This is a genomic window from Rhizobium ecuadorense (assembly GCF_001187535.1).
GTDB lineage: Bacteria > Pseudomonadota > Alphaproteobacteria > Rhizobiales > Rhizobiaceae > Rhizobium > Rhizobium ecuadorense.
In genome coordinates, this window is record NZ_LFIO01001075.1 from 122,543 (window position 1) to 145,576 (window position 23,034).

22 protein-coding genes are annotated in these 23,034 nt (G+C 62.0%); 7 read left to right on the forward strand and 15 right to left on the reverse strand.

Annotated elements, in window-relative coordinates:
• Positions 1-182: 182 nt before the first annotated feature.
• Positions 183-809 (forward strand): bifunctional nicotinamidase/pyrazinamidase, encoded by a 627-nt coding sequence (gene pncA, locus AF337_RS21015; RefSeq protein ID WP_049733620.1) that lies wholly within the window; start codon positions 183-185, stop codon positions 807-809.
• Between the two features lie 233 nt (positions 810-1,042).
• Here pncA and AF337_RS21020 read toward each other — a convergent pair whose 3' ends face one another.
• Complete coding sequence (locus AF337_RS21020; RefSeq protein WP_049733621.1) at positions 1,043-1,282, reverse strand: DUF2164 domain-containing protein; 240 nt, start codon at positions 1,280-1,282, stop codon at positions 1,043-1,045.
• 132 nt (positions 1,283-1,414) lie between these two features.
• Here AF337_RS21020 and AF337_RS21025 point away from each other — a divergent pair, with 132 nt between their 5' ends.
• On the forward strand, positions 1,415-2,146 hold the full coding sequence (locus AF337_RS21025) for an AzlC family ABC transporter permease (RefSeq protein ID WP_049733622.1): 732 nt from the start codon (positions 1,415-1,417) through the stop codon (positions 2,144-2,146).
• 3 nt (positions 2,147-2,149) lie between these two features.
• Positions 2,150-2,458, forward strand: coding sequence for an AzlD family protein (locus AF337_RS21030; protein ID WP_049733623.1), 309 nt, complete (start codon positions 2,150-2,152; stop codon positions 2,456-2,458).
• A 24-nt stretch (positions 2,459-2,482) separates the two neighbouring features.
• Here AF337_RS21030 and AF337_RS21035 read toward each other — a convergent pair whose 3' ends face one another.
• Positions 2,483-4,318 (reverse strand): aminopeptidase P family protein, encoded by a 1,836-nt coding sequence (locus AF337_RS21035; protein WP_049733717.1) that lies wholly within the window; start codon positions 4,316-4,318, stop codon positions 2,483-2,485.
• A 278-nt stretch (positions 4,319-4,596) separates the two neighbouring features.
• Between AF337_RS21035 and AF337_RS43745 the strand changes: the two genes are divergently transcribed.
• Positions 4,597-4,770 (forward strand): hypothetical protein, encoded by a 174-nt coding sequence (locus tag AF337_RS43745; protein ID WP_167347783.1) that lies wholly within the window; start codon positions 4,597-4,599, stop codon positions 4,768-4,770.
• Between the two features lie 417 nt (positions 4,771-5,187).
• On the opposite strand, the gene AF337_RS21040 is transcribed toward AF337_RS43745, so the two are convergent.
• Together AF337_RS21040 and AF337_RS21045 are read right to left on the reverse strand one after the other, a co-directional pair.
• Positions 5,188-6,066 carry a 50S ribosomal protein L11 methyltransferase gene (locus tag AF337_RS21040; RefSeq protein WP_049733624.1) on the reverse strand — a complete coding sequence of 293 codons (879 nt, stop codon included), beginning with the start codon at positions 6,064-6,066 and terminating at the stop codon, positions 5,188-5,190.
• Positions 6,067-6,134: 68 nt separating this feature from the next.
• A complete protein-coding gene (locus AF337_RS21045) occupies positions 6,135-6,737 on the reverse strand; it encodes an SCO family protein (RefSeq protein WP_049733625.1) in 603 nt (200 codons plus the stop codon).
• A gap of 318 nt (positions 6,738-7,055) precedes the next feature.
• Between AF337_RS21045 and AF337_RS21050 the strand changes: the two genes are divergently transcribed.
• Positions 7,056-7,526 (forward strand): chemotaxis protein CheW, encoded by a 471-nt coding sequence (locus AF337_RS21050; RefSeq protein ID WP_003541378.1) that lies wholly within the window; start codon positions 7,056-7,058, stop codon positions 7,524-7,526.
• Between the two features lie 292 nt (positions 7,527-7,818).
• On the opposite strand, the gene AF337_RS21055 is transcribed toward AF337_RS21050, so the two are convergent.
• Together AF337_RS21055 and AF337_RS21060 are read right to left on the reverse strand one after the other, a co-directional pair.
• Positions 7,819-8,310: a CreA family protein gene (locus AF337_RS21055; RefSeq protein WP_049733626.1), complete on the reverse strand. Its 492-nt coding sequence runs from the start codon at positions 8,308-8,310 to the stop codon at positions 7,819-7,821.
• Between the two features lie 76 nt (positions 8,311-8,386).
• On the reverse strand, positions 8,387-8,977 hold the full coding sequence (locus AF337_RS21060) for a 3'-5' exonuclease (RefSeq protein WP_049733627.1): 591 nt from the start codon (positions 8,975-8,977) through the stop codon (positions 8,387-8,389).
• Between the two features lie 285 nt (positions 8,978-9,262).
• Between AF337_RS21060 and AF337_RS21065 the strand changes: the two genes are divergently transcribed.
• Positions 9,263-9,799: a GNAT family N-acetyltransferase gene (locus AF337_RS21065; RefSeq protein ID WP_049733628.1), complete on the forward strand. Its 537-nt coding sequence runs from the start codon at positions 9,263-9,265 to the stop codon at positions 9,797-9,799.
• Positions 9,800-9,831: 32 nt separating this feature from the next.
• Here AF337_RS21065 and ligA read toward each other — a convergent pair whose 3' ends face one another.
• The 9 genes from ligA to AF337_RS21110 form a co-directional block, all read right to left on the reverse strand.
• Positions 9,832-11,988 carry an NAD-dependent DNA ligase LigA gene (gene ligA, locus AF337_RS21070; protein WP_049733629.1) on the reverse strand — a complete coding sequence of 719 codons (2,157 nt, stop codon included), beginning with the start codon at positions 11,986-11,988 and terminating at the stop codon, positions 9,832-9,834.
• 149 nt (positions 11,989-12,137) lie between these two features.
• Complete coding sequence (locus AF337_RS21075) at positions 12,138-12,665, reverse strand: DUF6886 family protein (RefSeq protein ID WP_049733630.1); 528 nt, start codon at positions 12,663-12,665, stop codon at positions 12,138-12,140.
• A gap of 75 nt (positions 12,666-12,740) precedes the next feature.
• A complete protein-coding gene (gene recN / locus AF337_RS21080) occupies positions 12,741-14,414 on the reverse strand; it encodes a DNA repair protein RecN (protein ID WP_049733631.1) in 1,674 nt (557 codons plus the stop codon).
• 5 nt (positions 14,415-14,419) lie between these two features.
• Positions 14,420-15,289, reverse strand: a complete 870-nt coding sequence (locus AF337_RS21085; RefSeq protein ID WP_018242851.1) for an outer membrane protein assembly factor BamD — start codon at positions 15,287-15,289, stop codon at positions 14,420-14,422.
• 244 nt (positions 15,290-15,533) lie between these two features.
• Entirely contained in the window at positions 15,534-16,490 is a 957-nt protein-coding gene (gene lpxC, locus AF337_RS21090) for a UDP-3-O-acyl-N-acetylglucosamine deacetylase (RefSeq protein WP_049733632.1), read from the reverse strand.
• A gap of 260 nt (positions 16,491-16,750) precedes the next feature.
• Positions 16,751-18,466 (reverse strand): cell division protein FtsZ, encoded by a 1,716-nt coding sequence (ftsZ, locus tag AF337_RS21095; RefSeq protein WP_049733633.1) that lies wholly within the window; start codon positions 18,464-18,466, stop codon positions 16,751-16,753.
• A gap of 56 nt (positions 18,467-18,522) precedes the next feature.
• Entirely contained in the window at positions 18,523-19,854 is a 1,332-nt protein-coding gene (gene ftsA, locus AF337_RS21100) for a cell division protein FtsA (protein WP_049733634.1), read from the reverse strand.
• On the reverse strand, positions 19,851-20,783 hold the full coding sequence (locus AF337_RS21105; RefSeq protein ID WP_049733635.1) for a cell division protein FtsQ/DivIB: 933 nt from the start codon (positions 20,781-20,783) through the stop codon (positions 19,851-19,853). Before AF337_RS21105 ends, ftsA begins: the two co-directional genes overlap by 4 nt.
• Positions 20,771-21,697, reverse strand: a complete 927-nt coding sequence (locus AF337_RS21110) for a D-alanine--D-alanine ligase (RefSeq protein ID WP_049733636.1) — start codon at positions 21,695-21,697, stop codon at positions 20,771-20,773. The genes AF337_RS21105 and AF337_RS21110 overlap by 13 nt, the downstream gene beginning before the upstream one ends.
• 404 nt (positions 21,698-22,101) lie before the next feature.
• Between AF337_RS21110 and AF337_RS21115 the strand changes: the two genes are divergently transcribed.
• Complete coding sequence (locus AF337_RS21115; protein WP_049733637.1) at positions 22,102-23,031, forward strand: UDP-glucose 4-epimerase family protein; 930 nt, start codon at positions 22,102-22,104, stop codon at positions 23,029-23,031.
• The last annotated feature ends 3 nt before the right edge of the window (positions 23,032-23,034 follow it).

Consider the following 23,034-nt stretch of genomic DNA (forward strand, 5'->3'; position numbering starts at 1 on the left):
TTCATTTCGACACGCGAGCCGTCGCGACAATCGCAATGGTTGCATTAGCGTATTCTTTTTCAGCCAGCTACTACCGCTAGTACCAGAATTAACACTTGCGCGCCGACGCCGGGAAATCCACTAGTTGATGCGTGCAATATGCTTGGCGTCTTACACTGAGATAAGCGAAGGGATTGGCCTTGATGAAAGCGCTGCTGCTCGTCGACATTCAGAATGGCTTCTGTCCGGGCGGCAATCTGCCGGTGCCGGATGGCGACAAGGTGGTTCCCGTCGCAAACAGCCTGATCGACAGCGGCAAATACGGCCTCATCGTCGCCTCGCAGGATTGGCACCCGCCAGGCCACGGCAGCTTCGCCTCCGCCCATCCGGGCGCCGCGCCTTTCGAGATGGGCGAGCTGTCGGGCAAGCCGCAGATGATGTGGCCTGACCACTGCATCCAGGGCACGCTCGATGCCGAACTGCATCCCGCGCTGAAATCCGCAGAGATCGACCTGATCCAGCAGAAGGGCGAGGATCCCGATATCGACAGCTATTCGGCCTTCCGCGACAATGACCGTGATGCCTCGACCGGCCTTTCCGATTTCCTCGAGGACCAGGGTGTCACCGACCTCGACGTCTGCGGGCTGGCGACCGACTATTGCGTCAAATTCTCTGCCCTCGACGCGCTGGAGATGATGCCTGGTGTTCGCGTCCGCTTCATCGAGGATGCAAGCCGCGGCATCAGCCCCGAAGGCGTCGCCGCCGCCATCGACGAGATGCGCGCCCATGGCATCGCGATCATCGACAGCGCTGAGGTGCTGGCCGGCTGACTCACGCCAAAGACAACGTAGGGAATGTCGGTTTGGCGCACGCCCACCCTCCTTGGCGCTGAACAACGAGAGCGACTGATGTCCGGCGTCTTATTTCATGACATAGGCGTCGTAGGTCTCATCGCTCCCGGAAACCGGGCCGAAGCGTTTGACGAGGTCTGTGGCACGCTGGAAAGCAAAAATGTCCTGCGGCGTTAAATGAAGGCCCTGATTTCCGTCCCCAGACGCTAGGATTATTCCTCCCGCTCGAGAAGATGGATGTCCTCGGCCAGGTCTTCCATTCTCTTCAATAGGGCCGCTTGAGCATCTCTCAGCCCTCGATTGTAGAGGTACGGCCCGATCTCCACGGCGAAAAAATCAAGCAGGAATTCGGCCGGCAAGGCGCCGATGGGATCGAGTTCCCGGTCGAAATAAGCGCAGATGCGCGAAACGATTTCAGCCTTTTCTTCCTTCGAAAACTCGATCTTCTTCATGAGGTCCTCTCTGGCCGACGCGATCAGGGTTTTGATGCTTCAGCGAAATCGATAGGTCAATCAACGAAATTCAATTGCCGCGGCAGATCACAGACCATAAGTGAAAGCTGAATTTCCAACAGGATCACCCATATGAATCGCGCCGACTTTGTTGAAGGTTTGCGGGGCGGCTCCGCCGTTGCGCTGGCGTCGGCGCCCTTTGGCGCGTTGTTCGGGGCGCTCGCCGTCGAAAACGGCCTGTCGCTTTCCGAGGTCGCCTTTATGAGCGCCACCGTCTATGCCGGCGCCAGCCAGATGGTCGGCATCGAGCTCTTCGGCCACAATGTCCATGCCTGGCTGATCGTGCTATCGATCCTCGCCGTCAATTTCCGCCACGTGCTCTATTCGGCGGCCTTGGCGCGCTATATCGGCCATTTCACGCCGGTGCAGAAATTCTTCACCTTCTTCCTGCTCGTCGATCCGCAATTTGCCGAAGCGGTGAAACGCAGCGAGGCCGGCAAACCGCTGACCTTCGCCTGGTATTTCGGCTTCGGCATCATCATCTACATTCCCTGGGTGCTGATCAGCGTCGCCGGCGGCATGCTCGGCGGCTTCATCGGCGATCCCAAGGCCATCGGCCTCGATATCCTGTTGCCGGCTTATTTCCTCGGCATCGTCCTCGGCTTCCGCAAGCGCGACAATTTCCTGCCCGTGGCGCTCGTCAGCGCCGTGGCTTCCGTGCTCGCCTATCGCTATGTCGGCTCGCCCTGGCATGTCAGCCTCGGTGCGGCCGCCGGCATCGTGCTCGCCGCCCTGCTGCCATTGCCGTCGCGGGAGCCTGATCTCGAAGCCGACGCGCTGCAATCCGAAATGCATGAGGTCTGAGCCATGGAATTCGATCTTCACATGGCGCTCGTCATCCTCGCCGCCGCAGCCGCCACCTTCGCCACACGCATCGGCGGCTACATTCTCATCACCCGGATGAGGAGCATCCCGCCGCGCATGGAGGCGGCACTGAATGCCGTGCCGGCCGCCGTCCTAACGACGCTGGTCGCACCTGCGTTCTTCATCGGCGGCTGGGACTCGAAGCTGGCGCTGATCGTCGCCCTCTTCGTCGGCCTGCGTTTCACCCATACATGGATGCTGGTCGCCGCCTGGATCGCCGTGATGATCTGGCGCCATACCGCCGGCGTCTGAGGCCGGCGTCCAGACGCCGTTACCTTAATATTCCAGCGGCAGCGTTGCATTTTCGAGCCATGCCCTGACATCGTGGTCGTGGATCAGCGGCATCAGCGCCTCGCGCGTGCGGTGGTGATAGTTGTTGAACCAGTGCAGCTCGTCATGGGTCAGAAGCTCTGGGACGACGAGGCTGCGGTCGATCGGGCAGAAAGTCAGCGTTTCGAAGCCGAGCATGGCCGCATCGCCGCCGTCGATCTCCTCGGCCGCGCGCACATAGATCAGGTTCTCGATGCGGATGCCAAAGCTGCCGGGCCGGTAATAGCCCGGTTCGTTCGACAGGATCATACCGGGCAGCAGTTCCTGCGTCGAAAGCCTGGAGATGCGCTGCGGTCCCTCATGCACCGAGAGATAGGAGCCAACGCCATGGCCGGTGCCATGGGCGAAATCGGCCCCTGCCCGCCAGAGCGCAATGCGCGCCAGCGGATCGAGGTCGCAGCCGCGAGTGCCCTTCGGGAACCGCGCCGTGCTGATCTGGATCATACCCTTCAACACCAGCGTGAAGAAACGGCGATGCTCCTCAGAAACCGCCCCGATGCCAACCGTGCGAGTGATGTCGGTCGTGCCATTGATATATTGCGCGCCGGAATCGATCAGGAAAAGTTCGCCGGCCTCGATCATCCGGTTGGTCTCGGTCGTCACGCGGTAATGCATGATCGCCGCATGTTCGCCGGAGCCGGAAATCGTGTCGAAGGAAATGTCCTTCAACGGGTTCTGCATGTTTTGGCCGACCCGGGCGCGCGCCGCTTCGAGGTGTTCGGCGGCGGCAATCTCGCTCACTGTCGCGGGTTTCGTCTGCGACAGCCAATAGAGGAATTCCACCATCGCCGCCCCATCCTGCAGATGCGCGGCGGCCGAGCCGTTGATCTCGACGTCGTTCTTCACAGCGCGCGGCAGCTTGGCGGGATCGGCGCCCTCGACGCCTTCGCCGCCCGCCTTGCGGATAATCTCGGCCAGCGCATAGGAGGCGATATCGGGGTCGATCAGCACACGGCCGCCATCCCTGGAAACGGCGGCGAGCCTTTCCTCCAGCGCCGAGGGCGGCAGCTGCGTGCAGATCTGCGCGAGATAGGCCTCCGGCTCGATGCCGGTCTTGCGCTTGTCGAGGAAGAGCTCGGCCCGCCCGTCGGCATGGACGATGGCGCGCGCCAGCGGATGCGGCGTGTGCGGCACGTCGGCGCCGCGGATGTTGAAGGTCCAGGCAACCGAGGAGGGATCGGCAATCAGCACCGCGGCGAGGTTTTTCTTCGAAAGATCGGCGGCGATCGTGGCGATCTTGTCGCTCGCCAGCACGCCGGCCTGCGCGACATTCTGGATGCTGACCGCGCCGAGCGGTTCGGCCGGCCGGTCGCTCCAGAGCCTGTCGAGCGGATTGTGCGGCAGGAAGGTGAGCGTGCCGCCGATCTGCGAGAGCGCCCGTTCCAGACGGCGCACCTCGGCACCGGCATGCAGCCAGGGATCGATGCCGAGCCGCAGGCCCTTGGCTCCGTTTGCGGCCAGCCAGAGATGCGGCGGCTCGTTGACGAGATCGCCGCCCGAGAAGACCGAACCGTCGACCTGTTCGGCAAGCTGCGTCACATAACGCCCGTCGACGAAGACGATCGCCTGCGTGCGCAGTATCATTGCAACGCCTGCCGAGCCGGTGAAGCCCGTCAGCCATGCCAGGCGCTCCGAACATGCGGGAACATATTCGCCGTTGAACTCGTCGGCGCGCGGCACAAGGAAGGCGTCGATCCCGAGCGAATCGAAAGCAGCGCGCAGCGCCGATACGCGATCCCTGCCGAATTGGGGCGTGGAGGTGACTTCGAAGGACTGGAACATGCTGGAAACCCGAATGATTGAGACGAATCCGGTAAAGGGGATGCCGGCCATGTTAGCGAAATTTCAACCGATGGGGAGAAAAAGCGACGAAACGAGTCGAAACCCAGGGTGCCGCCCAATATTTTGACAGAACTGTGACGCGAAAAGTTAATTTGGCACGCTTTATGCATTGGCCGCATGGCTCCCATGAGCGAAACCCTCTGCCTCGGCTTTTCAGAATAGCTATATAGGCGGCATCGAACGGTTCGCGATGAACCTGCAACAAAGGATTTTTTGAAATGACCGCCTCTCTCTCGCGCTTCGCATATAGCAGCCCGGCACAGGCTGGCGAACGCCAGACCGTACGTCACGTCATCGGCGCCCGCCGGCCGCAGAACGACGACAGCCTCAAGCTGCTCGGCGCCGGCCAGCGCGCCACGCGCCACAACGGCGCTCCCAGCTACGCGTTCTAAATCTGAAAGCCCGTCCGTCTCCTCCCTCCCGGACCGGCCTATTGGAATGCAGTAGAGCCCGCTCGAGCGCTCCTCCCCTTGAGCTCGCGGGCATTGGCCGGATAGACCGGTCCAAGGCGGTGCCATCGGCACCGCCTTTTTTGTTATCGTCGGTAGGGTTTAGCTGGCGGACAGGTTCCTGATATAGGCGTCTGTACGGTGAATGGCTCCTCCCGCCGACCCCACGCTCCGTCATGCTCGGCCTTGAGCCGAGCATCCATGCAGCATCCATCAGCAGCAGTGGCATGGGTCCTCGGCTCAAGGCCGAGGATGACGGAGAATGAGGTGATGTTCTCGCCAAACTCGCCGCCGGTGCAGTGAAACACAGCGTCGGATGCGCCATCAGACAGGCACTCGCCTCCTCATCGTCCCAAAAACTCACGGCCGATCGAAATGGATCGTCACCCAGCCGTTGCGCCAAATCGTCCTGACATGGCGAAGCCGCGCGCCGCTATAGGCGGCGATCACCTTCCAGCGTTGCGCCGCGAGAATGCCCGAAAGGATGACCGAGCCGCCGGGTGCCAGATGCGTCGCAAGCTGCGGCGCCATGCGGATCAACGGCCGGGCGAGAATGTTGGCGATGATGAGATCGAAGGGACCATGCTCGGAAAAGGCCGTCGAATGAAAGCCCGGCGCAGTCCGAGTGACGATGCCCGACGCGATGCCGTTGCGGCGCACGTTTTCTGCCGCCACCCGCGTCGCGATCGGATCGATGTCGGTTGCCAGCACCGGTATGTTCTTCAGCTTGCGCACCGCAATCGCCAGCACGCCGCTGCCGGTGCCGAGATCGAGCGCGTTGCGGACCGGGCGCGAGCGCACCACGGCGTCGATGGCCTCTAGGCAGCCGGCGGTCGTGCCGTGATGGCCGGTTCCGAAGGCCTGTCCGGCATCGATCTCGATGGCGATATCGCCGGAGCGGACCTTGTCGCGGTCATGTGAGCCGTGCACCAGGAAGCGCCCTGCCCTGACGGGCTTCAGCCCCTCCAGCGATTTCACCACCCAGTCGACATCGGGGATGACTTCCCGCTCCAGCCGGGCATCGGGGAAAGAGGTTTTCAACGCGCCCTCGACGCGGGAATGCACCTCGGCCTCGTCCTCGGCCATCATATAGATCGAGGCTTCCCAGATGTCTTTCTTCTCATCGATTTCGGTGGTGCCGATGGCAAAGTCTTCTTCGCCGAAGACCGCGCTCAGAAGGTCGAGGATCTCTTCGGCCTGGGTTTCAGTGGTCGTCACGTAAAGGCGGATTTCACTCACGATAGGCGGTCTTTCCCGTTTCCGTTGCCCGCCATCGGTCGAGCCAGCGCCCCATCACGCTGAAACCATCACCCCTTGCTGACGAGATTCTCCAGCTTCTTTACCGCCGTGTCCGGGTTTTCGCCATAGGCGATCGTTCCGGCAAACCGCCCGGCCGAATCGAGCAGGAAGACCGAGGCGCTGTGATCCATCGTGTAATCGCCGTTCGGATCCTTCTCGTCGACCGGCACCTTCTTGGCGTAGACGCGGAAACCCTTGATGACCTCGGCAATCTTGTCGGGCGGGCCCGAAATGCCGGTGATGCGCTTGGAAACGTTGGAGACGTAGCCATTCATGATCTCGGGCGTGTCGCGCTCCGGATCGACGGTCACGAAAAAGGCCTGCAGCTTGTCACCCTTGGGATCGACCTTCTCCATCCAGCCGTTCAACTCGAAAAGCGTCGTCGGGCAGACTTCAGGGCAATGGGTAAAGCCAAAGAACAGTGCCGTCGGCTTGCCGCGCAGTGCCTGCTCGGTGATCGGCTGCCCGCTTTGAGAGACCAGGGTGAAAGGAACACCGAAGGGGGCCTCCACCGCCACATCCCCCGATTTAAAAGGATACCACCGGACCAAGCCGAGAACCCCGGCAAGTATCAGGACACCGACCCAGACGGCGATGCGGAATGTCTTCATTGGCGAGATCCTCGATCCAGGCGGATGCGCCGCCCGCCTCTGCCGGCGTGATTATAGTCTCGACCGAAGGCGCGCAACTCAACAATATGTTTTCTGACCCGTGATTAATTGTCTCATCGACCGCGGCCGCCCCAACCGGAAGTCGGCCCGCAGAAATCAGCACGGATCAAAAATGCGATGTTTGTGAATAGCTTGCCTTCAGAGCGACGGGCAATCCCAAAATACATATCGTTAGGAAAGACTTAAGCCGTCACATCTATATTTAACGGCGGTTCTGCATCGCTACTCCGCCGGGGATAACTGGGAAGAATTCTGACCATGAACAACAACAACGCCATTAAGCAGTCGGGCGCTTATCTCGAAATCGTCTCGTTCCACCTGGGCGACCAGGAATTCTGCATCGACATCATGGCCATCCGCGAAATTCGCGGCTGGGCGCCGGTGACGCCGATGCCGCACACCCCGCCTTACGTGCTCGGCCTTATCAACCTGCGCGGCGCGGTCATCCCCGTCATCGACATGGCCTGCCGGCTCGGCATGAAGATGACCGAGCCCTCCGAGCGCTCGGCGATCATTGTCACCGATATCGCCGGCAAGTTGGTCGGCCTGCTGGTCGAGCAGGTTTCCGACATGATGACCATCAAGAGCGAAGACCTGCAGCCGCCGCCGGAAATCATCCCGGAAGCCCAGCGCGCCTTCTGCCGCGGCATCGTCGCGCTCGAAAAGACGATGGTCTGCTTCCTGAACCTCGACACCGTCATCGCCGACGAATTGACGCAGGCGGCTTGATATTCTTCCATTCTGGCGTTGGAAGGCCCGGTTTGTCCGGGCCTTTTTGTTTGAAGAGGACATCGCCAATCTCTCCGAGCCGCATGGCACACCCTCTCCTCCGTCATCTCTGTGCTCGTCACAGAGATCCATTCACCGCGCGTCTGCGCGGTGAATGGCTCGCTTGTCAAAATGAGTCTCCTGCGCCCAAGGACTTTGGCACGCTGGATGCCTGTGACAAGCACAGGCATGAGGGAACTCGGAGAGATGCACTACTCAAGATGAAACTCGCGTTGCGCACCAACCTGCAGCCTTATTGCGGCTTCCCATTCTTCCACGTCACGTTCTGTCCATAGAGCGGAATCGTCGAAATCGACATCTTCGCCGAGCCATCCGTCAGTTCCCTGGAATGGGCAAGATAGATCAGCGTGTCGTTGGTCTTGTCGTAGATGCGGTTGACGACCAGCGTCTTCCAAATCAGCGACATGCCCTGGCGGAATACTTCGCTTCCATCCTTGGACAGGTCGATATTGCCGATCTCGATCGGCCCGGTCTGCCGGCAGGCGATGGAATTGTTGGAGGGATCTTCGAACCAGTTGCCGTTCTTGAACCGGTCGATGAGGCTGCGGTCGAAATAGGTGACGTGGCAAGTGATGCCCTTGACCTCCGGATCGGAGACCGCCTCGACGATGATGTCGTTGCCGATCCAGTCGACCCCGACCTTGCCGACGACTTCGGCCGAGGCGGCGCCGGCGGAAAGGGCGGCGAAGGAAAAGGCGAGGAGAAGATTGCGCAGCTTGGACATGGCGGCTCCCTAAATAATCCGCCTTCTAGATAAGTGCGTCCCGATGCATTGCAAGAAAGGCCGACGGCGACAACGATCAGCCTTTCCGGCAGGTGCAGGGCTCATAGGCCCGCGCCGTCAGCCGGCCGGGCCTCATGCCGATCAGCGCCGGTATGGCGTGAACGGCATTGGCCTTGACCGCTTTTGCCATCTCGATGGCTGCGGCCGCGCAGACGACGGCGTCCTCGGCGGCGTTGTGGTGAACGAAACGCAGGCCGAGATACTCGGCGATCAGGTTCAGCCGATGCGAGAGGAAGTGCGGCCAGATCCGCTGCGCCATCTTCAGGCTGCAGAGATAGGTCAATTCAGGATAGGATTGTCGGTAGAGATCGAGGCACGCCCGCCAGACGCTGAAATCGAAGGCGGCATTATGGGCGATCATCGTCGCGCCGCTGATATCCTCGTGGAACTCGTCCATCACCTCGGGAAAATCGGGCGCATCCTCCACATGCTCCGGCCGGATACCATGGATCGCGATGTTCATCCCGGAAAAACGCATGTCCCGCGGCCGGATCAGCCGCTCCTCGACGCGCGTGACCCTGCCCTCCTCGATCCAGGCAAGGCCGACGGAACAGGCGCTGCCGCGCTGTTCGTTCGCCGTCTCGAAGTCAATCGCGATGGTCTTCAAATCAGCACCCGAATCGTTTCTTCGGGGAACAGAAATACCGTCCCGCTCCCGGCCGCGCAAATTCGGCACGACGTACGGTTGACATTTCAACCCCACATATCGAAACTTGCCACCATGATCGGTTCGGTGACCATGGCAGCGCTTATTCATCACACCACGACCCTTGAAGGGTATGCGGGAGCGATGGCGCGTTAGCAGCGATCCGATCATCCCGAAAACCCTGCCGAGGCGAGCAGGGTTTTCAGAAACTCCGGCTCTCCTCCTGAAACCAACGGAGAGCAGCCAATGTCTGAAAACGAAGAGAATGAGCCTGGCCGCCGAGCGCGCCTGCCGGAGGGCGTCCTCGTGCGCGCAGTCCGCCTTTCCGATGCGGAGGAAATCACCGATCTGATAAATCTGCCGGGCTATCGGGCCGGCACCCTGCGGCCGCCGTACCAGAGGGTCGAAGAGGTCCGCAAAAACATGGAAAACCCGTCGCCGGGCGCGCTGAATCTCGTCGTTACCCTGGATGGCAAGATCATCGGCAATTGCGGCCTCAACCGCCTCTCCGGCCGCAGGCAGCACGTCGCCAGTCTCGGCATGGGTGTGCATGACGATTTCACCGGCCGCGGGTTCGGCCGCATCCTGCTCGGCGCCATGGTCGACGCCGCCGACGACTGGCTGGATGTCAAACGGCTGGAACTGACCGTCTACACCGACAACGACGCCGCCATCGGCCTCTACGAGACGTTTGGCTTCGAGCGGGAGGGCCTGTTGAAGGCCTTTGGGTTTCGATCGGGGAAGTATGTCGACGCCTATACGATGGCGCGGCTCAGGTTATGAGTGAACGAGGCTGGCAGCGTGCCGTCAGCCCCTTAGCCGCTGATCAATGCCAGCCACTCGTCCTCGTCCATCGTCTGCACGCCGAGTTCGCGCGCCTTGTCGAGCTTGGAGCCCGCGCCGGGGCCGGCGACGACGATGTCGGTCTTCTTCGAGACCGATCCCGCCACCTTGGCGCCGAGGCTTTCCGCCCTCGCCTTCGCCTCGTCGCGGGTGAATTTTTCCAGCGAGCCGGTAAAAACCACGGTCTTGCCGGCGACCGGACTGCCTGAGGTGACCGGCTGTTCGGCTTGCTGGGGCGTTACCTCCTCAAGCAGGCGGGTGATCACCTCGACATTGCGCGGTTCCTTGTAGAACTCGACCATGGCGCGCGCCACGACCTCGCCGATGCCCTCGATGGCGTTGAGATCGTTCCAGGCGTCGCCGGAAAGCGGTGCCGCCTCCTGCATCGCCGTCGCAAAAACTTCGTATGTGCCGTAGGAGCGCGCCAGCAGCTTCGCCGTGGTCTCGCCGACATGACGGATGCCGAGCGCATAGATGAAACGGTGGAGCGCAATGCTGCGCCGTTCGTTGATCGCCGCATAGAGCTTGCCGACACTGACCTTGCCGAAGCCGTCGATATTCTCCAGCTTGGTCAGCGATTGCTGCTGGCGCTTCTCCAGCGTGAAGATTTCGGGCGCGGTGCGGATCTGCAGCGACGCATCCTCGTTTTCGAAGAAGAAGTCGACCTGCTTGGAGCCGAGCCCTTCGATATCGAAGGCGTTGCGCGAGACGAAGTGCTTCAGATGCTCCGTCGCCTGCGCCCGGCAGATGAAGCCGCCGGTGCAGCGGCGCACCGAATCCATCTTGCCGGTCTTCTCGTTGACCTCGCGCACCGCATGCGAGCCGCAGACCGGGCAGGTTTTCGGAAATTCATACGAACGGGCGTCAGCCAAACGTTTTTCCATCACCACGTCGAGGATCTGCGGAATGACGTCGCCGGCGCGCTGGACGATGACGGTATCGCCCTCGCGGATATCGTGATCTTCAGGCCGGATGCGCTCGCCGCTATTGCCGAGACCCTTGATGTAGTCCTCGTTGTGCAGCGTCGCATTGGTGACGACGACGCCGCCGACGGTGATCGGCTTCAGCCGCGCCACCGGCGTCAGCGCCCCGGTGCGGCCGACCTGGATCTCGATCTTCTCGACCTCGGTGAAGGCCTGTTCGGCCGGAAATTTGTGCGCCGTCGCCCAGCGCGGGCTGCGCGAGCGGAAGCCGAGGCGCTGCTGAAGTTCGAGGCTGTCGACCTTGTAGACGACGCCGTCGATGTCGTAATCGAGATCCGGGCGCTCGAGGCCGATCTCATCGTAATGCGCTAGAATGTCGGCGACCGAATTCAGCCGCTTCATCAGCGGGTTCACCGGAAAGCCCCATTTCTTGAAGATCTGCACCATGCCGAACTGCGTATCTTCAGGCATCTCCGCCATTTCGCCCCAGGCATAGGCGAAGAATTTCAGCTTCCGGCTCGCCGTCACCTTGGCGTCGAGCTGGCGCAGCGACCCGGCCGCCGTATTGCGCGGATTGACATAGGTCTGCTTGCCCTCCGCCTCCATCTGCCGGTTCAGCGCCAGGAAATCGCTTTTGGCCATATAGACCTCGCCGCGGATCTCCACCACCGCGGGCACACCCTTCGGCAGCTCACTCGGAATTTCCGCGATGGTGCGGATATTGGCGGTGACATTCTCCCCCGTCGTGCCGTCGCCACGCGTCGCGGCCGTCACCAGCCTGCCGTTTTCGTAACGGATCGACATCGACAGACCGTCGATTTTCGGCTCCGCGGTAAAGGCGATCGACTGGTCCGGCAGCCGACCGAGGAAGCGATAGACGCTCGCAACGAAATCCTGCACGTCCTCCTGCGAAAACGTGTTGTCGAGCGACAGCATCGGCCGCGCATGGACAACCGGCGAGAAGGTGACGGAGGGCGCGGCACCCACACGCCGCGACGGGCTATCCTCACGGATCAGCTCGGGAAACCGCACTTCCAGCGCATCGTTGCGGCGCTTCAGCGCGTCGTAATCGGCATCCGATATCTCCGGTCGGTCCTTGCCGTGATAGAGCGCATCGTGATGCGCGATCTCCTTGGCCAGCCGCTCAAGCTCGGCGGCAGCCTCTTCGATCGTCAACGTGTCGACGGCGGAACCTTCGATGGACATGGAACATCACTCCAGAGAATCTGGCATTGTTTTTAGAGCAAAATTGCCGGATGAAAAGAGAGGGTGGGGCCGGCGTTCGCACCAAATTCTATTCTCTGAAATGCATTGACACGTCGGAGCATTGCATAGATGCGTAGCATTGGGTCGCCCTATTCCCAATCCCTCGCATTGCGCAACCGAATACCGCTGACATGCAGGCTCGTGTTCCAGAGGCCCTTCAGCGGCCGCAGGCTATCGACCACCCGGAGTTCCGCCCCTCTCGGCGCAAACTCCCGATCGAGCCGCGATATGGCAATCCGCTCCATCGGAATGACGCGACGGCGGCACACCCACATGCCCGCATCTTCAAGGTCTTCGAAATCCTCCGCCGGCATCTCATAACGATGGATGGTCTCCGCCTCGAGCCTTTTCAGCCAATGGCGTTCGACGAAGACGGCGGCCCGCCAGTCGCCAAGCCAGCGACGTCGCTCCGTCTCCGACGTCTCGGGCGTCGCCCAGATCAGGATGCGCGGGCAGTCACGCGGAAAGAGATACATGAAATCATGATCGCCATCGATCGCCCAGACGAGCGGACCGTTCAGCCATTCCCGGCCTGCTGCGCGTTCGGAGGGGATGCGGACCGGGCGCGGTTCGAACACGGCAATATCCGGATCATCGCTGAAATGGAAAAGACGCATGGCAAGAGATCACCGCTGATCGAGTGATTCGCATAACGTGAATCGAAGCGCATATCACAGCCGCCGGTCTGGCGATCAGCCGTTGCCGGCCAGCAGCCGCTTCGCGGCCGCCCTCGCCTCTTCCGTCACCGAAGCGCCGGCCAGCATCCGGGCGATCTCTTCGGTGCGGTCCTTCTGCGCCATCGTCGCCACCCGTGTGGCGATTTTTTCGGAGCCTTCGGCCGCCGGCCCCTTGGAGATCAGAAGGTGTGTCGCCGCGCGCGCCGCAACCTGAGGCGCATGTGTGACCGACAGCACCTGCACCCGCTCCGACAGCCGCTTCAGCCGCTGACCGATCGCATCGGCGACCGCCCCGCCCACACCGGTATCGATTTCGTCGAAGACGAGCGTCGGTGCCGAGCCACGATCGGCGAGCGCCACCTTCAGCGCCAGCAGGAAACGCGACAGTTCCCCGCCGGAAGCCACCTTCATGATCGAGCCCGGCCGCGTGCCAGGATTCGTCTGGACATGAAACTCGACGACGTCGATGCCTTCGGCAAGCGCCTCTTGCGCATTCGTGGTGATCTCGACCATGAAACGGGCGCGTTCGAGCTTCAGCGCCGGCAGCTCCGTCATGACGGCCGCAGCCAGTGCTGTGCCGGCATGATGGCGTTTGTCGGAGAGCGAGCGCGCCGCCGCGTCGTAATTCTCGTGCGCAAGGCCGACCTCGGCTTCGAGCCTGGCAAGCCTCTCCTCGCCCGCGTCGAGGTCGGCAAGATCGGCGATCATCCGGACGGCAAGCGCCGGCAGCTCAGTGACGGGCACGGAATATTTGCGCGAGGCGGCCCTGAGCGCGAAAAGCCGCTCCTCCACCCGCTCCAGTTCCCTCGGATCGTATTCGGTCTTGCGCAGCGCCGCCTCGACTTCCATCTGCGCGTTGGAAAGCTGGTCGAGCGCGGCATCGAGCAGCGTCACGGTGTCTTCGAGCAGGCCCGGCGCCTCATGGCTCTTGCGCTCCAGCCGGCGCACCAGCGAGGCGATATGCGGCACCGGCGAGGCATTGCCGTTCAGGAACTCGGACGCCTCGGCAATATCGCCGGCGATTCGCTCCGCCTTCATCATCTTCTGCCTGTTATCGGCGAGTTCGTCCTCCTCGCCATCCTGCGGCGAGAGCTTCTCGAGTTCCTCGACGGAGGAACGCAGATAGTCGGCTTCGCGCGCCGCGCCTTCCACCTTCTCGCGGTGCTTCTTCAGCGCCCGCTCGCTGTCGCGCCACAGGCGATACAGCCGGGAAACCTCCAAAACCTCATCGGTTAAACCGGCAAAGGCGTCGAGCAGGGTGCGGTGGGCATTGGTGTCGACAAGGGCGCGATCGTCATGCTGGCCGTGGATTTCGACCAGCATCTGGCCGGCTTGGCGCATCAGCTGCACGCTGACCGGCTGGTCGTTGACATAGGCCTTGGTGCGCCCGTCCGCCGATTGCTGGCGCCGGAAGATCAGGTCGCCCTCGTCGTCGATACCGTTTTCACGCAGTAGCTTGCGGGCGCCGTGCTCCATGCCGACGTCGAACACCGCCGTCACCTGGCCCTTGTCCTCGCCGTGGCGCACCAGGCCGCCGTCGCCGCGCCCACCGAGCGCCAGCGACAGGCTGTCGAGCAGGATGGATTTGCCCGCCCCGGTCTCGCCCGTCAGCACAGAGAGGCCTGTCTCGAAGGCAAGATCCAGCCGCTCGATCAGGACGATATCGCGGATCGAAAGCTGGATCAGCATTGGCCTCAGGAACCGAGAAGAAGTTTCTTGCCTGCCGCAGCGATCCACGAGCCCTTGTTTTCACGCGGCTCGGCACCGCCGCTCTGCAGCAGCTTGTAGGAATCGGCGTACCACTGGCTGTCGGGATAATTGTGGCCGAGAACAGCCGCCGCCGTCTGCGCCTCGTCGACGATGCCCATGGAATAATAAGCTTCGACGAGACGCGCCAAGGCCTCTTCGATCTGGTTGGTGTTCGGATATTTCTCGACGACGATGCGGAAGCGCGAGATCGCGGCGAGATATTCCTTCCGCTCCATATAGTAGCGGCCGATCTGCATTTCCTTGCCGGCGAGCTGGTCGCGCGCGAAGCGGATTTTCGCCTGCGCGTCGTCGACATATTCGGAGTTCGGATAATTGTCGATGACGGCCTGCATCGCCTCGATCGTCTTTGCCGAGGCGCGCTGGTCCTGCGTCACGTCGACGATCTGCTTGGAATAGGTGAGACCGATGAGATACTGCACATAGGCGGCATCCTGCGATTTCGGATATTGCGACATATAGCGGTTGCCTGAGGCAAGCGCATCGTCCAGGCGGCCCTGACGGTATTTGACGAAGGTGCTCATCACAAGCGCCTTGCGCGCCCATTCGGAGAACGGGTTCTCGCGGTCGATCGCGTCGAACTTGCGCGCCGCTTCCGCCATGTTGCCGGCCTTCATGTTGGCAAGGCCCTGGGTGTAGAGTACGTCAGGCGGATCGGTTTCGAGGCCGAGCTTGGTGATGTCGATATCAGGATCCGACTGGCAACCGGATATCGAGGCGCCTGCGCTGAGCACCAGAAGCGATGCGAACAAAGCACGCGCTGTCTTCATCATACCTTCAGATCCTGCATAACCCATTCGAAAGAACCCCACTGCCGCCGCTCGCTCCACGGCAGCCACGCCTCGCTGGCGTTTCTAGCCATAAATGTGCATCAAGAGCAACGCAATGATAAGGCATTAACGCATTTTTGTGGCAGCAGCCGGGGAATGACCGGCTTTTCCTTTTCTTCCCCGACCTGTGGCAGTAAAGCATCTGACCCGGCGGACATAAAAAAACCGCCTCCGGGAAAGAGGCGGCCTGGTCTTGAAAATATGCTGGAGGTCATGCCGACCAGGGAGCGAATTCCGAAGCGCTGACCGCAATCAGTTCACGGGCGGCGACGCGCTGGCGCGGCGTCGACGTCTCCACAACCTCATAGGCGGAGGGATCGGCAAGCAGTGCCTTCAGCGCATTGGCATTCATCTTGTGACCGCCGCGATAGGACCGGTAGCAGCCGATGAACTGGACGCCGGCAAGCGACAGATCGCCGACGGCATCGAGCGTCTTGTGGCGGACGAATTCGTCCTTGGCGTAACGCAGCCCTTCGACGTTGATGACGGTGTTGTCGTCCGAGATGACGACGGAATTTTCGAGCGAGGAGCCGAGCGCGTGACCCGAGGCCCAGAGACGCTCGACATCGCGCATGAAACCGAAGGTGCGAGCGCGGGAAAGCTCGGTCTTGAAGACGGAAGCGGACATGTCGCCGGCCCATTTCTGCCGGCCGATCAGCGGGCAGTCAAAATCGATCTCGACTTCGAAGCGCGTGCCGTCATAGGGACGGAATTCGCTCCAGGAGCCGCCATGCTCGATACGCACCGGCTTGGTGATACGGATGTAGCGGCGCTTGACGCCGAGCGAAACCAGACCGACCTGCTCGATCGCCTCGACGAAGGGCAGCGAGCTGCCGTCCATGATCGGCATTTCCGAGCCCTGCACCTCGATCACCACATTGTCGAGGCCGAGCGCATAGATCGCCGCCATGACATGCTCGATCGTCGCGACCGAATGGGCCGGCGAGAAACCGAGCACGGTGCAGAGGTCGGTATTGCCTACCTGCGAGGAGACGGCCTTGAGTTCGGTGATGTCGCCATTGGCATGCAGGCGCTGGAAAACAACGCCGGTGTCCGATTCCGCCGGGTTCAGCGTGATCGAAACATTCGCACCCGAATGGACCCCGATGCCCGAAAGCGTCACGGGACGCGATACCGTCGTTTGAAAACCCAGCAAGCCAATTGCCATAAAATTCTGCCTTTATTCTTCCGCACCGGGTCTGCCCAATCGGCGCGGCCATCGTTCATTCTGTACAAGGAGCCCGTCGAAAGGGCTCCTGGGGCAGTTTCCTTGCACCATACTTACGTGCCCCGGCGCTCCAATCCAAATCACTGTTTCTTTCGCTTTGTTACGAAGTCACACGATTGAAATCGCTTGCGAATCACGGGCTGAAAAACAGCAATGCCCGGGACCTCGATCCCGGGCATGAACGGTGCTTACTCAGCCGCTCAGTTCGACTGGCGACGCAGGAATGCCGGGATTTCCAGCTGGTCGTCTTCCTGCATCATCCGGGCCTGCGGAACCGCCCGGCCCTGGTCGTCGAGGTTGCCCCGGCGCGGTGCGTAGAGGCTTGCCTCGGGCGACAACGGACGGCGCTGCTGCGAAGCGGCCGGCGGTGCGGCAGTCATGTCGGCGGCAACGGCTTCGTCGTCGCGGCGGCCAAGCGAATTGGTGATTCGCTTCAGCAGGCCCATCGGACCGCGCTCTTCCACTGCATGCGCCGAAGCCGGCTGCGTGCGGTGGTCGAGTTCGGCCTGGACGACCGGCGGGAAATCCTCGACCTTCGGCATGCGCATCGGTTCGGGCGCCTGGCGGATGATCGGCTCCTGCCGGACCGGCTGCTGCTGGACGGGCTGGCTCATGACCGGCTGGCTCATAACGGGCGCCGGAGCCTGCTGCTGCACCGGAGGACGCATTGCCGGAGCTTCCGGTGCGGGCGCGAAGATCTTGCTTTGCGGACGGAAGGTTTCCTGCTGTACCACCGGCTGCTGCACCGGGGCGCTAGCACGCGGGGCCGGGAACTCGAGCTCGCGTTCCATCTCTGCTTCGCGGATGGTCTGCGCAATCGGATCCACGGCCTTCGGTGCCTGCATCACGGGGGCAGGCTGAACTGCGGCCGCTGCCGGAGCAACAGCCGCGGAGGGACGGATTGCAGGCCGTGCGACCGGCTGCAGGTTGCGCTCGGCGGCTTCGCTGATCGCCCGGTCGATGCCGGTTGCGACGACAGAGACGCGGATGATGCCTTCAAGCGATTCATCGAAGGTGGCGCCGAGGATGATGTTGGCGTCGGGATCGACTTCCTCGCGGATGCGGGTCGCGGCTTCGTCGACTTCGAAAAGGGTGAGGTCGCGACCACCGGTGATGGAGATCAGCAGGCCCTGGGCGCCCTTCATCGAGGTCTCGTCGAGCAGTGGGTTGGCGATTGCAGCCTCGGCGGCCTGCAGCGCGCGGCCGGAGCCGGAGGCTTCGCCGGTGCCCATCATCGCGCGGCCCATTTCGCGCATGACCGAGCGGACGTCGGCGAAGTCGAGGTTGATGAGACCTTCCTTCACCATCAGATCGGTGATGCAGGCAACGCCCGAATAGAGAACCTGGTCGGCCATCGCAAAGGCGTCGGCGAAGGTCGTCTTGTCGTTGGCAATGCGGAAGAGGTTCTGGTTCGGAATGACGATCAGCGTATCGACAGACTTCTGCAGCTCCTGGATGCCCATCTCGGCCAGGCGCATGCGGCGCCCGCCTTCGAAATGGAACGGCTTGGTGACGACGCCGACCGTCAGGATGCCCTTGTTGCGGGCGGCCTGTGCGACGACGGGCGCAGCACCTGTGCCGGTGCCGCCGCCCATGCCGGCGGTGACGAAGCACATATGCGTGCCGTTCAGGTGATCGATGATCTCGTCGATGCACTCTTCGGCGGCCGCGCGGCCGACTTCCGGCTGCGAACCTGCGCCGAGGCCTTCGGTGACGTTGGCGCCGAGCTGGATGACCCGTTCGGCCTTCGTCATGGTCAGCGCCTGGGCATCCGTGTTGGCGACGACGAAGTCGACGCCCTGGAGACCGGCGGTGATCATGTTGTTGACGGCGTTGCCGCCACCGCCACCAACGCCGAATACGGTGATGCGCGGCTTCAGCTCTGTGATGTCAGGCTTTTGCAGCTTGATGGTCATGGTACCTGTTCCTTCTCTCTCTGGCCGCATCGCCACGCCGGCCAATTACTCAATTTTCAGAAGCTTTCCTTCAGCCACTGGCCCATCCGGGCTATGCGGCTGTTATTTCCCCCAAGCGACATGAGCAGGCCGCTCTGTGACGCATGTGTCTCCATGTCCGCGACCTGCGGATAGATCATCAGGCCGACGGCCGTCGAAAAGGCCGGGCCCTTGGCCGCTGTCGGCAGTCCCGAGACGCCCATCGGACGGCCGATGCGGACGTTGCGGGCAAGGATGCGCCGCGCCACATCGGCAAGGCCGGTCAACTGGCTGGCTCCACCGGTCAAGACGACGCGCTTGCCGACGATGGGGCTGAAGCCGGAGCGCTGGATGCGGTCGCGTATCAGTTCCATCGTCTCTTCGATTCGGGCCGAAACGATGCGCGAAACCAGCGCCCGCGGCACCTGCGACGGCTGGTCGCGATCATCCTCGCCGATCGGCGGGATCGAGATCAACTCGCGCTCGTCGGAAGAATTCGAAAGGGCCGTGGCATGCACGACCTTCAGACGCTCCGCATCCTCGATGCGGGTCGAAAGGCCGCGCGCCAGATCGGTGGTCACGTGATGGCCGCCGAGGCCGACGGCATCGGTATGAACGAGCTTGCCTTCGGCAAAGACCGAGATCGTCGTCGTGCCGCCGCCCATATCGATCGCCGCGCAGCCGAGCTCGACCTCGTCGTCGACGAGAGCCGCAAGGCCCGATGCATAGGGCGTCGCAACGATGCCCTCGACCGACAGATGCGCGCGGTTGACGCTGAGCTCGAGGTTCCTCAGCGCCGAGCGCTCCGCCGTCACGACATGCATGTCGACGCCGAGCGCATCGCCGTACATCGCCAGCGGATCGCGGATGCCGCGCTCGCCGTCGAGCGAAAAGCCGGTCGCCAGGGAATGCAGCACCGAACGGTCCTGGCGCAGCGACTGCTGGCAGGCCGCCGACAACACCTTCTTCAGATCGTTGAGCTCGACTTCCTGGCCGCCGAGATCGATCGTCGCCGTGTAGATGTCGCTGCCGAGACGGCCGGCCGTCAGATTGACGATCAGGCTCTCGACGGTCAGCCCCGCCATGCGCTCCGCCGCGTCGACGGCGAGACGGATGACGCCTTCCAGCGCGTCGAGATCGGCGATCACGCCGGTCTTGATGCCGCGGGAACGCTGATGGCCGATGCCGATGATCTCGATATTGTGCGTGCGGCCTGGCAGGATCTGGCTTTCCTCGCGCGGCGTCAACCGGCCGATCATGCAGACCACCTTGGTCGAGCCGATGTCGAGCACAGAAACGACATGCGACCGCTTCGACGAAAGCGGTTTCAGGCGCGGCAATCCGAAATGGGACGAACCGAACAAGCTCATATATTCTGCCCCGTCTTCTTCAATTCTTTCGTGCGCTCCGTCACAGCCGTCTGCCGGCGGACCGCAGCCTCCGGCGTCAATTGGATCGCGGTTCTGTCGGACAGCCTGAGATCGACCGCGGCAATGTCGCGCTCCAGGAGCTGGTGCTCCTTGTCGAACTTCGAAAGCGTCGCCAGCGCCTGATCGATACCGTCTTCCGGCAGCTTGACGACAACGCCGTTATCCATGTGCAGGTCCCAGCGACGGCCCGATATCCAGACATAGGCCTTCACGCGGGCCTTGACGTCGGGCCACTTCGAGAAGGCGTCGTCGAGCGACGCCGCCGCCGTTTCCGCATCGCGGCCGACGACGAGCGGCAGCGACGAAAACTTGTTGTCGCGCAGCGGCGCAATGACGCTGCCGTTCTTTTCGATCAGCGAAAGCTCCTGCCCGTGCTGCCAGATCGCATAGGCCTGACGCTCCTTGAGCTTCACCTCGATCGTCTTCGGATAGATCTTGCGGACTTCGACATTCTCGACCCAGGGCAAATGCGCGATCTTCCGGCGCGCCGCATCGACGTCGAGGGCGACCAGCGAGGTCGTGCCGTCGAGACCGATCAGCTGCAGGATTTCGATTTCGGAAGTCTCGGAATTGCCGGAGACCTTCACATCTTCGATTGCAAAACCTGCCGCCGTCGTCGTCGCCTGCGCAACGGCTTCGGTGTGGCCACCGAGCGACATGCCGTAAAGCCCTGTTGCAGCCAGGAAAGCGACCGCCGAAACCGTGCCCGTATGGGCCGGGATATAAATGCGGCCGCTGCCGAGGCTGATCAGGAAACGGGTAACGCGGCGCAGCGGACGCGGCAACACGAATCGCTCTTCGGCTTCCATGACCGGAAGCACGGCATGATGGCTGGGGCGCCCTATCCTCTTGACCGTCAACGCAAACAAGACGCGTCCTCCACCATCCACCGGAGAAACTCACCAAAGGAATAGCCGGCATGACCGGCCATTTCGGGCACAAGCGAGGTTGGAGTCATGCCTGGCTGGGTATTGACCTCCAGCCAGATGATTTCGCCGTCTTCGGAGAAACGATCGTCGTAACGAAAGTCGGACCGACTGACGCCGCGACAACCGATTGCCTGATGCGCCCTTAGAGCCAATGTTTGTATTTTTTGGTAAATATTCGGTGAAATTTTCGCCGGGATGACGTGTTTTGAACCGCCTGCCGCATACTTGGAATCGTAATCATAAAAATTGTGCCCCTGCGGCACCACCTCGGTGACGCCGAGCGCAGTCTCGCCCATGACGCCGCAGGTGAGTTCGCGGCCGTAAACATAGCGCTCGACGAGCACCTCCTCGCCGTAGCGCCACTCGGGCGAGCTGACGACCTGGGGCGGATGCGCCTGATCTTCCGTGACGATGACGACACCGAAGCTCGACCCTTCGCGGACGGGCTTCACCACATAGGGCGGCCTCATCGGATGCGTCGAGGGAAAGGCGAAACGGTTGACCACCTGCGATTCGGCAACAGGAATGCCGGCGGCGGCGGCGACAAGCTTCGCCTTGTCCTTATCCATCGCCAGCGCCGAGGCAAGCACGCCCGAATGGGTATAGGGGATCTCGAGATATTCGAGGATGCCCTGAATGGTGCCATCCTCGCCGAAGGGTCCATGCAGCGCGTTGAAGACCACATCGGGCTTCAGCGCTGCAAGCTTTTCGGAAACATCGCGCGCCACGTCGATCCGCGTCACCTCGAAGCCTTCCGCTTCGAGGGCTTCTGCGCAAGCCTTTCCCGAGGAAAGGCTGACAGGCCGTTCCGAGGAAAATCCGCCCATCAGGACAGCGACATGCTTGCGACTCATCAACACCCCCAAAAATAACTTCCATTCTCGAAATCGACGCTTGCGCCAAGCTGTCTGCGCCGCTTCGGGCCTTTGTCCGACCTGCATGCATTAGAGCATCATTATGGTTAATGAAGTGTTTACTTTCGTTAACTTCATCTTCCCGGGCGCGGCATTTGTCCGTGTCGCCCACCTCGTTTTTCCGAGCTCCGCCTCTTCAAAGTGTCATGGCAAACATCCCGGCCGATCGACAAAACCCGAAAAGCCGCGTGGAAAAACCATTCGATCTCAAAGAGATGACCTCAGGTCCTGCAGTCAGTCGGCGTCGTCGAGGAAGCCGTGACGGTCACCGGCGCGGCTTTTTTATTGATGCGGTCGGCACTTCCGGCTAACCGGAGCACTCAAGGTAAAGCGGGGAACAGATCATGCGATGCCTCATCACCGGCGCGGCCGGCTTTGTCGGCGGGCCTCTCGTCGAAAGACTGCAGGGAGAGCGGCTGTGGGAGCTTAAGGTGACCACGCGATCCGCAGCCGCCGGCTTTCCGGCAGAGATGCGGCATTTCCCTATCGAAATATCCAGCGACACGAACTGGGCGCTAGCACTCGAAGGTGTCGATGTCGTCGTCCATCTCGCCGCCCGCGTGCATATCATGAACGACCGCGCCGCCGATCCACTGACGGAATTCCGCCGGATCAACACCGCCGCCACTCTCAATCTCGCCGAGCAGGCCGCGCGCGCCGGGGTAAAAAGGCTCGTGTTCATCAGCAGCATTAAAGTCAATGGTGAAGAGAACGACCGGCCCTTCCGCCACGACGACACGCCGATGCCGCTCGATCCCTATGGCGTTTCGAAGCTGGAAAGCGAAATCGGGCTGCATGAAATCTCCGCCCGAACCGGCATCGAAGTCGTCGTCATTCGGCCGCCGCTCGTCTATGGGCCTGGCGCCAGGGGCAACTTCGCCCTGCTCGTCGGACTTGTCAGGAAAAAGATACCGCTCCCTTTCGCGTCCCTGAAGAACCACCGGACGCTGGTTGCGCTTCCAAATCTCGTCGATCTGATCATCACGGCCATGACGCATCCGGGTGCGGCCGGCCAGACCTTTCTCGCAGGCGACGGAGAAGATCTCTCCACTCCCGGGCTCATCGAAGGAATTGCCGCGGGGTTGGGCGTCAAACCGATGCTGCTCCCTTTCCCCCCCGCCTTGCTGCAGCTGGGCGCGAGATTGACGGGAAAGGACGCCGTCTACCAGCGTCTTTGCGGTTCGCTGCAGGTCGATATATCCCACGCCCGCAACGTGCTCGGCTGGTCGCCCATCGTCACGCCGCGCGAAGGTCTGAAGCTTGCCGTGAAATAAAAG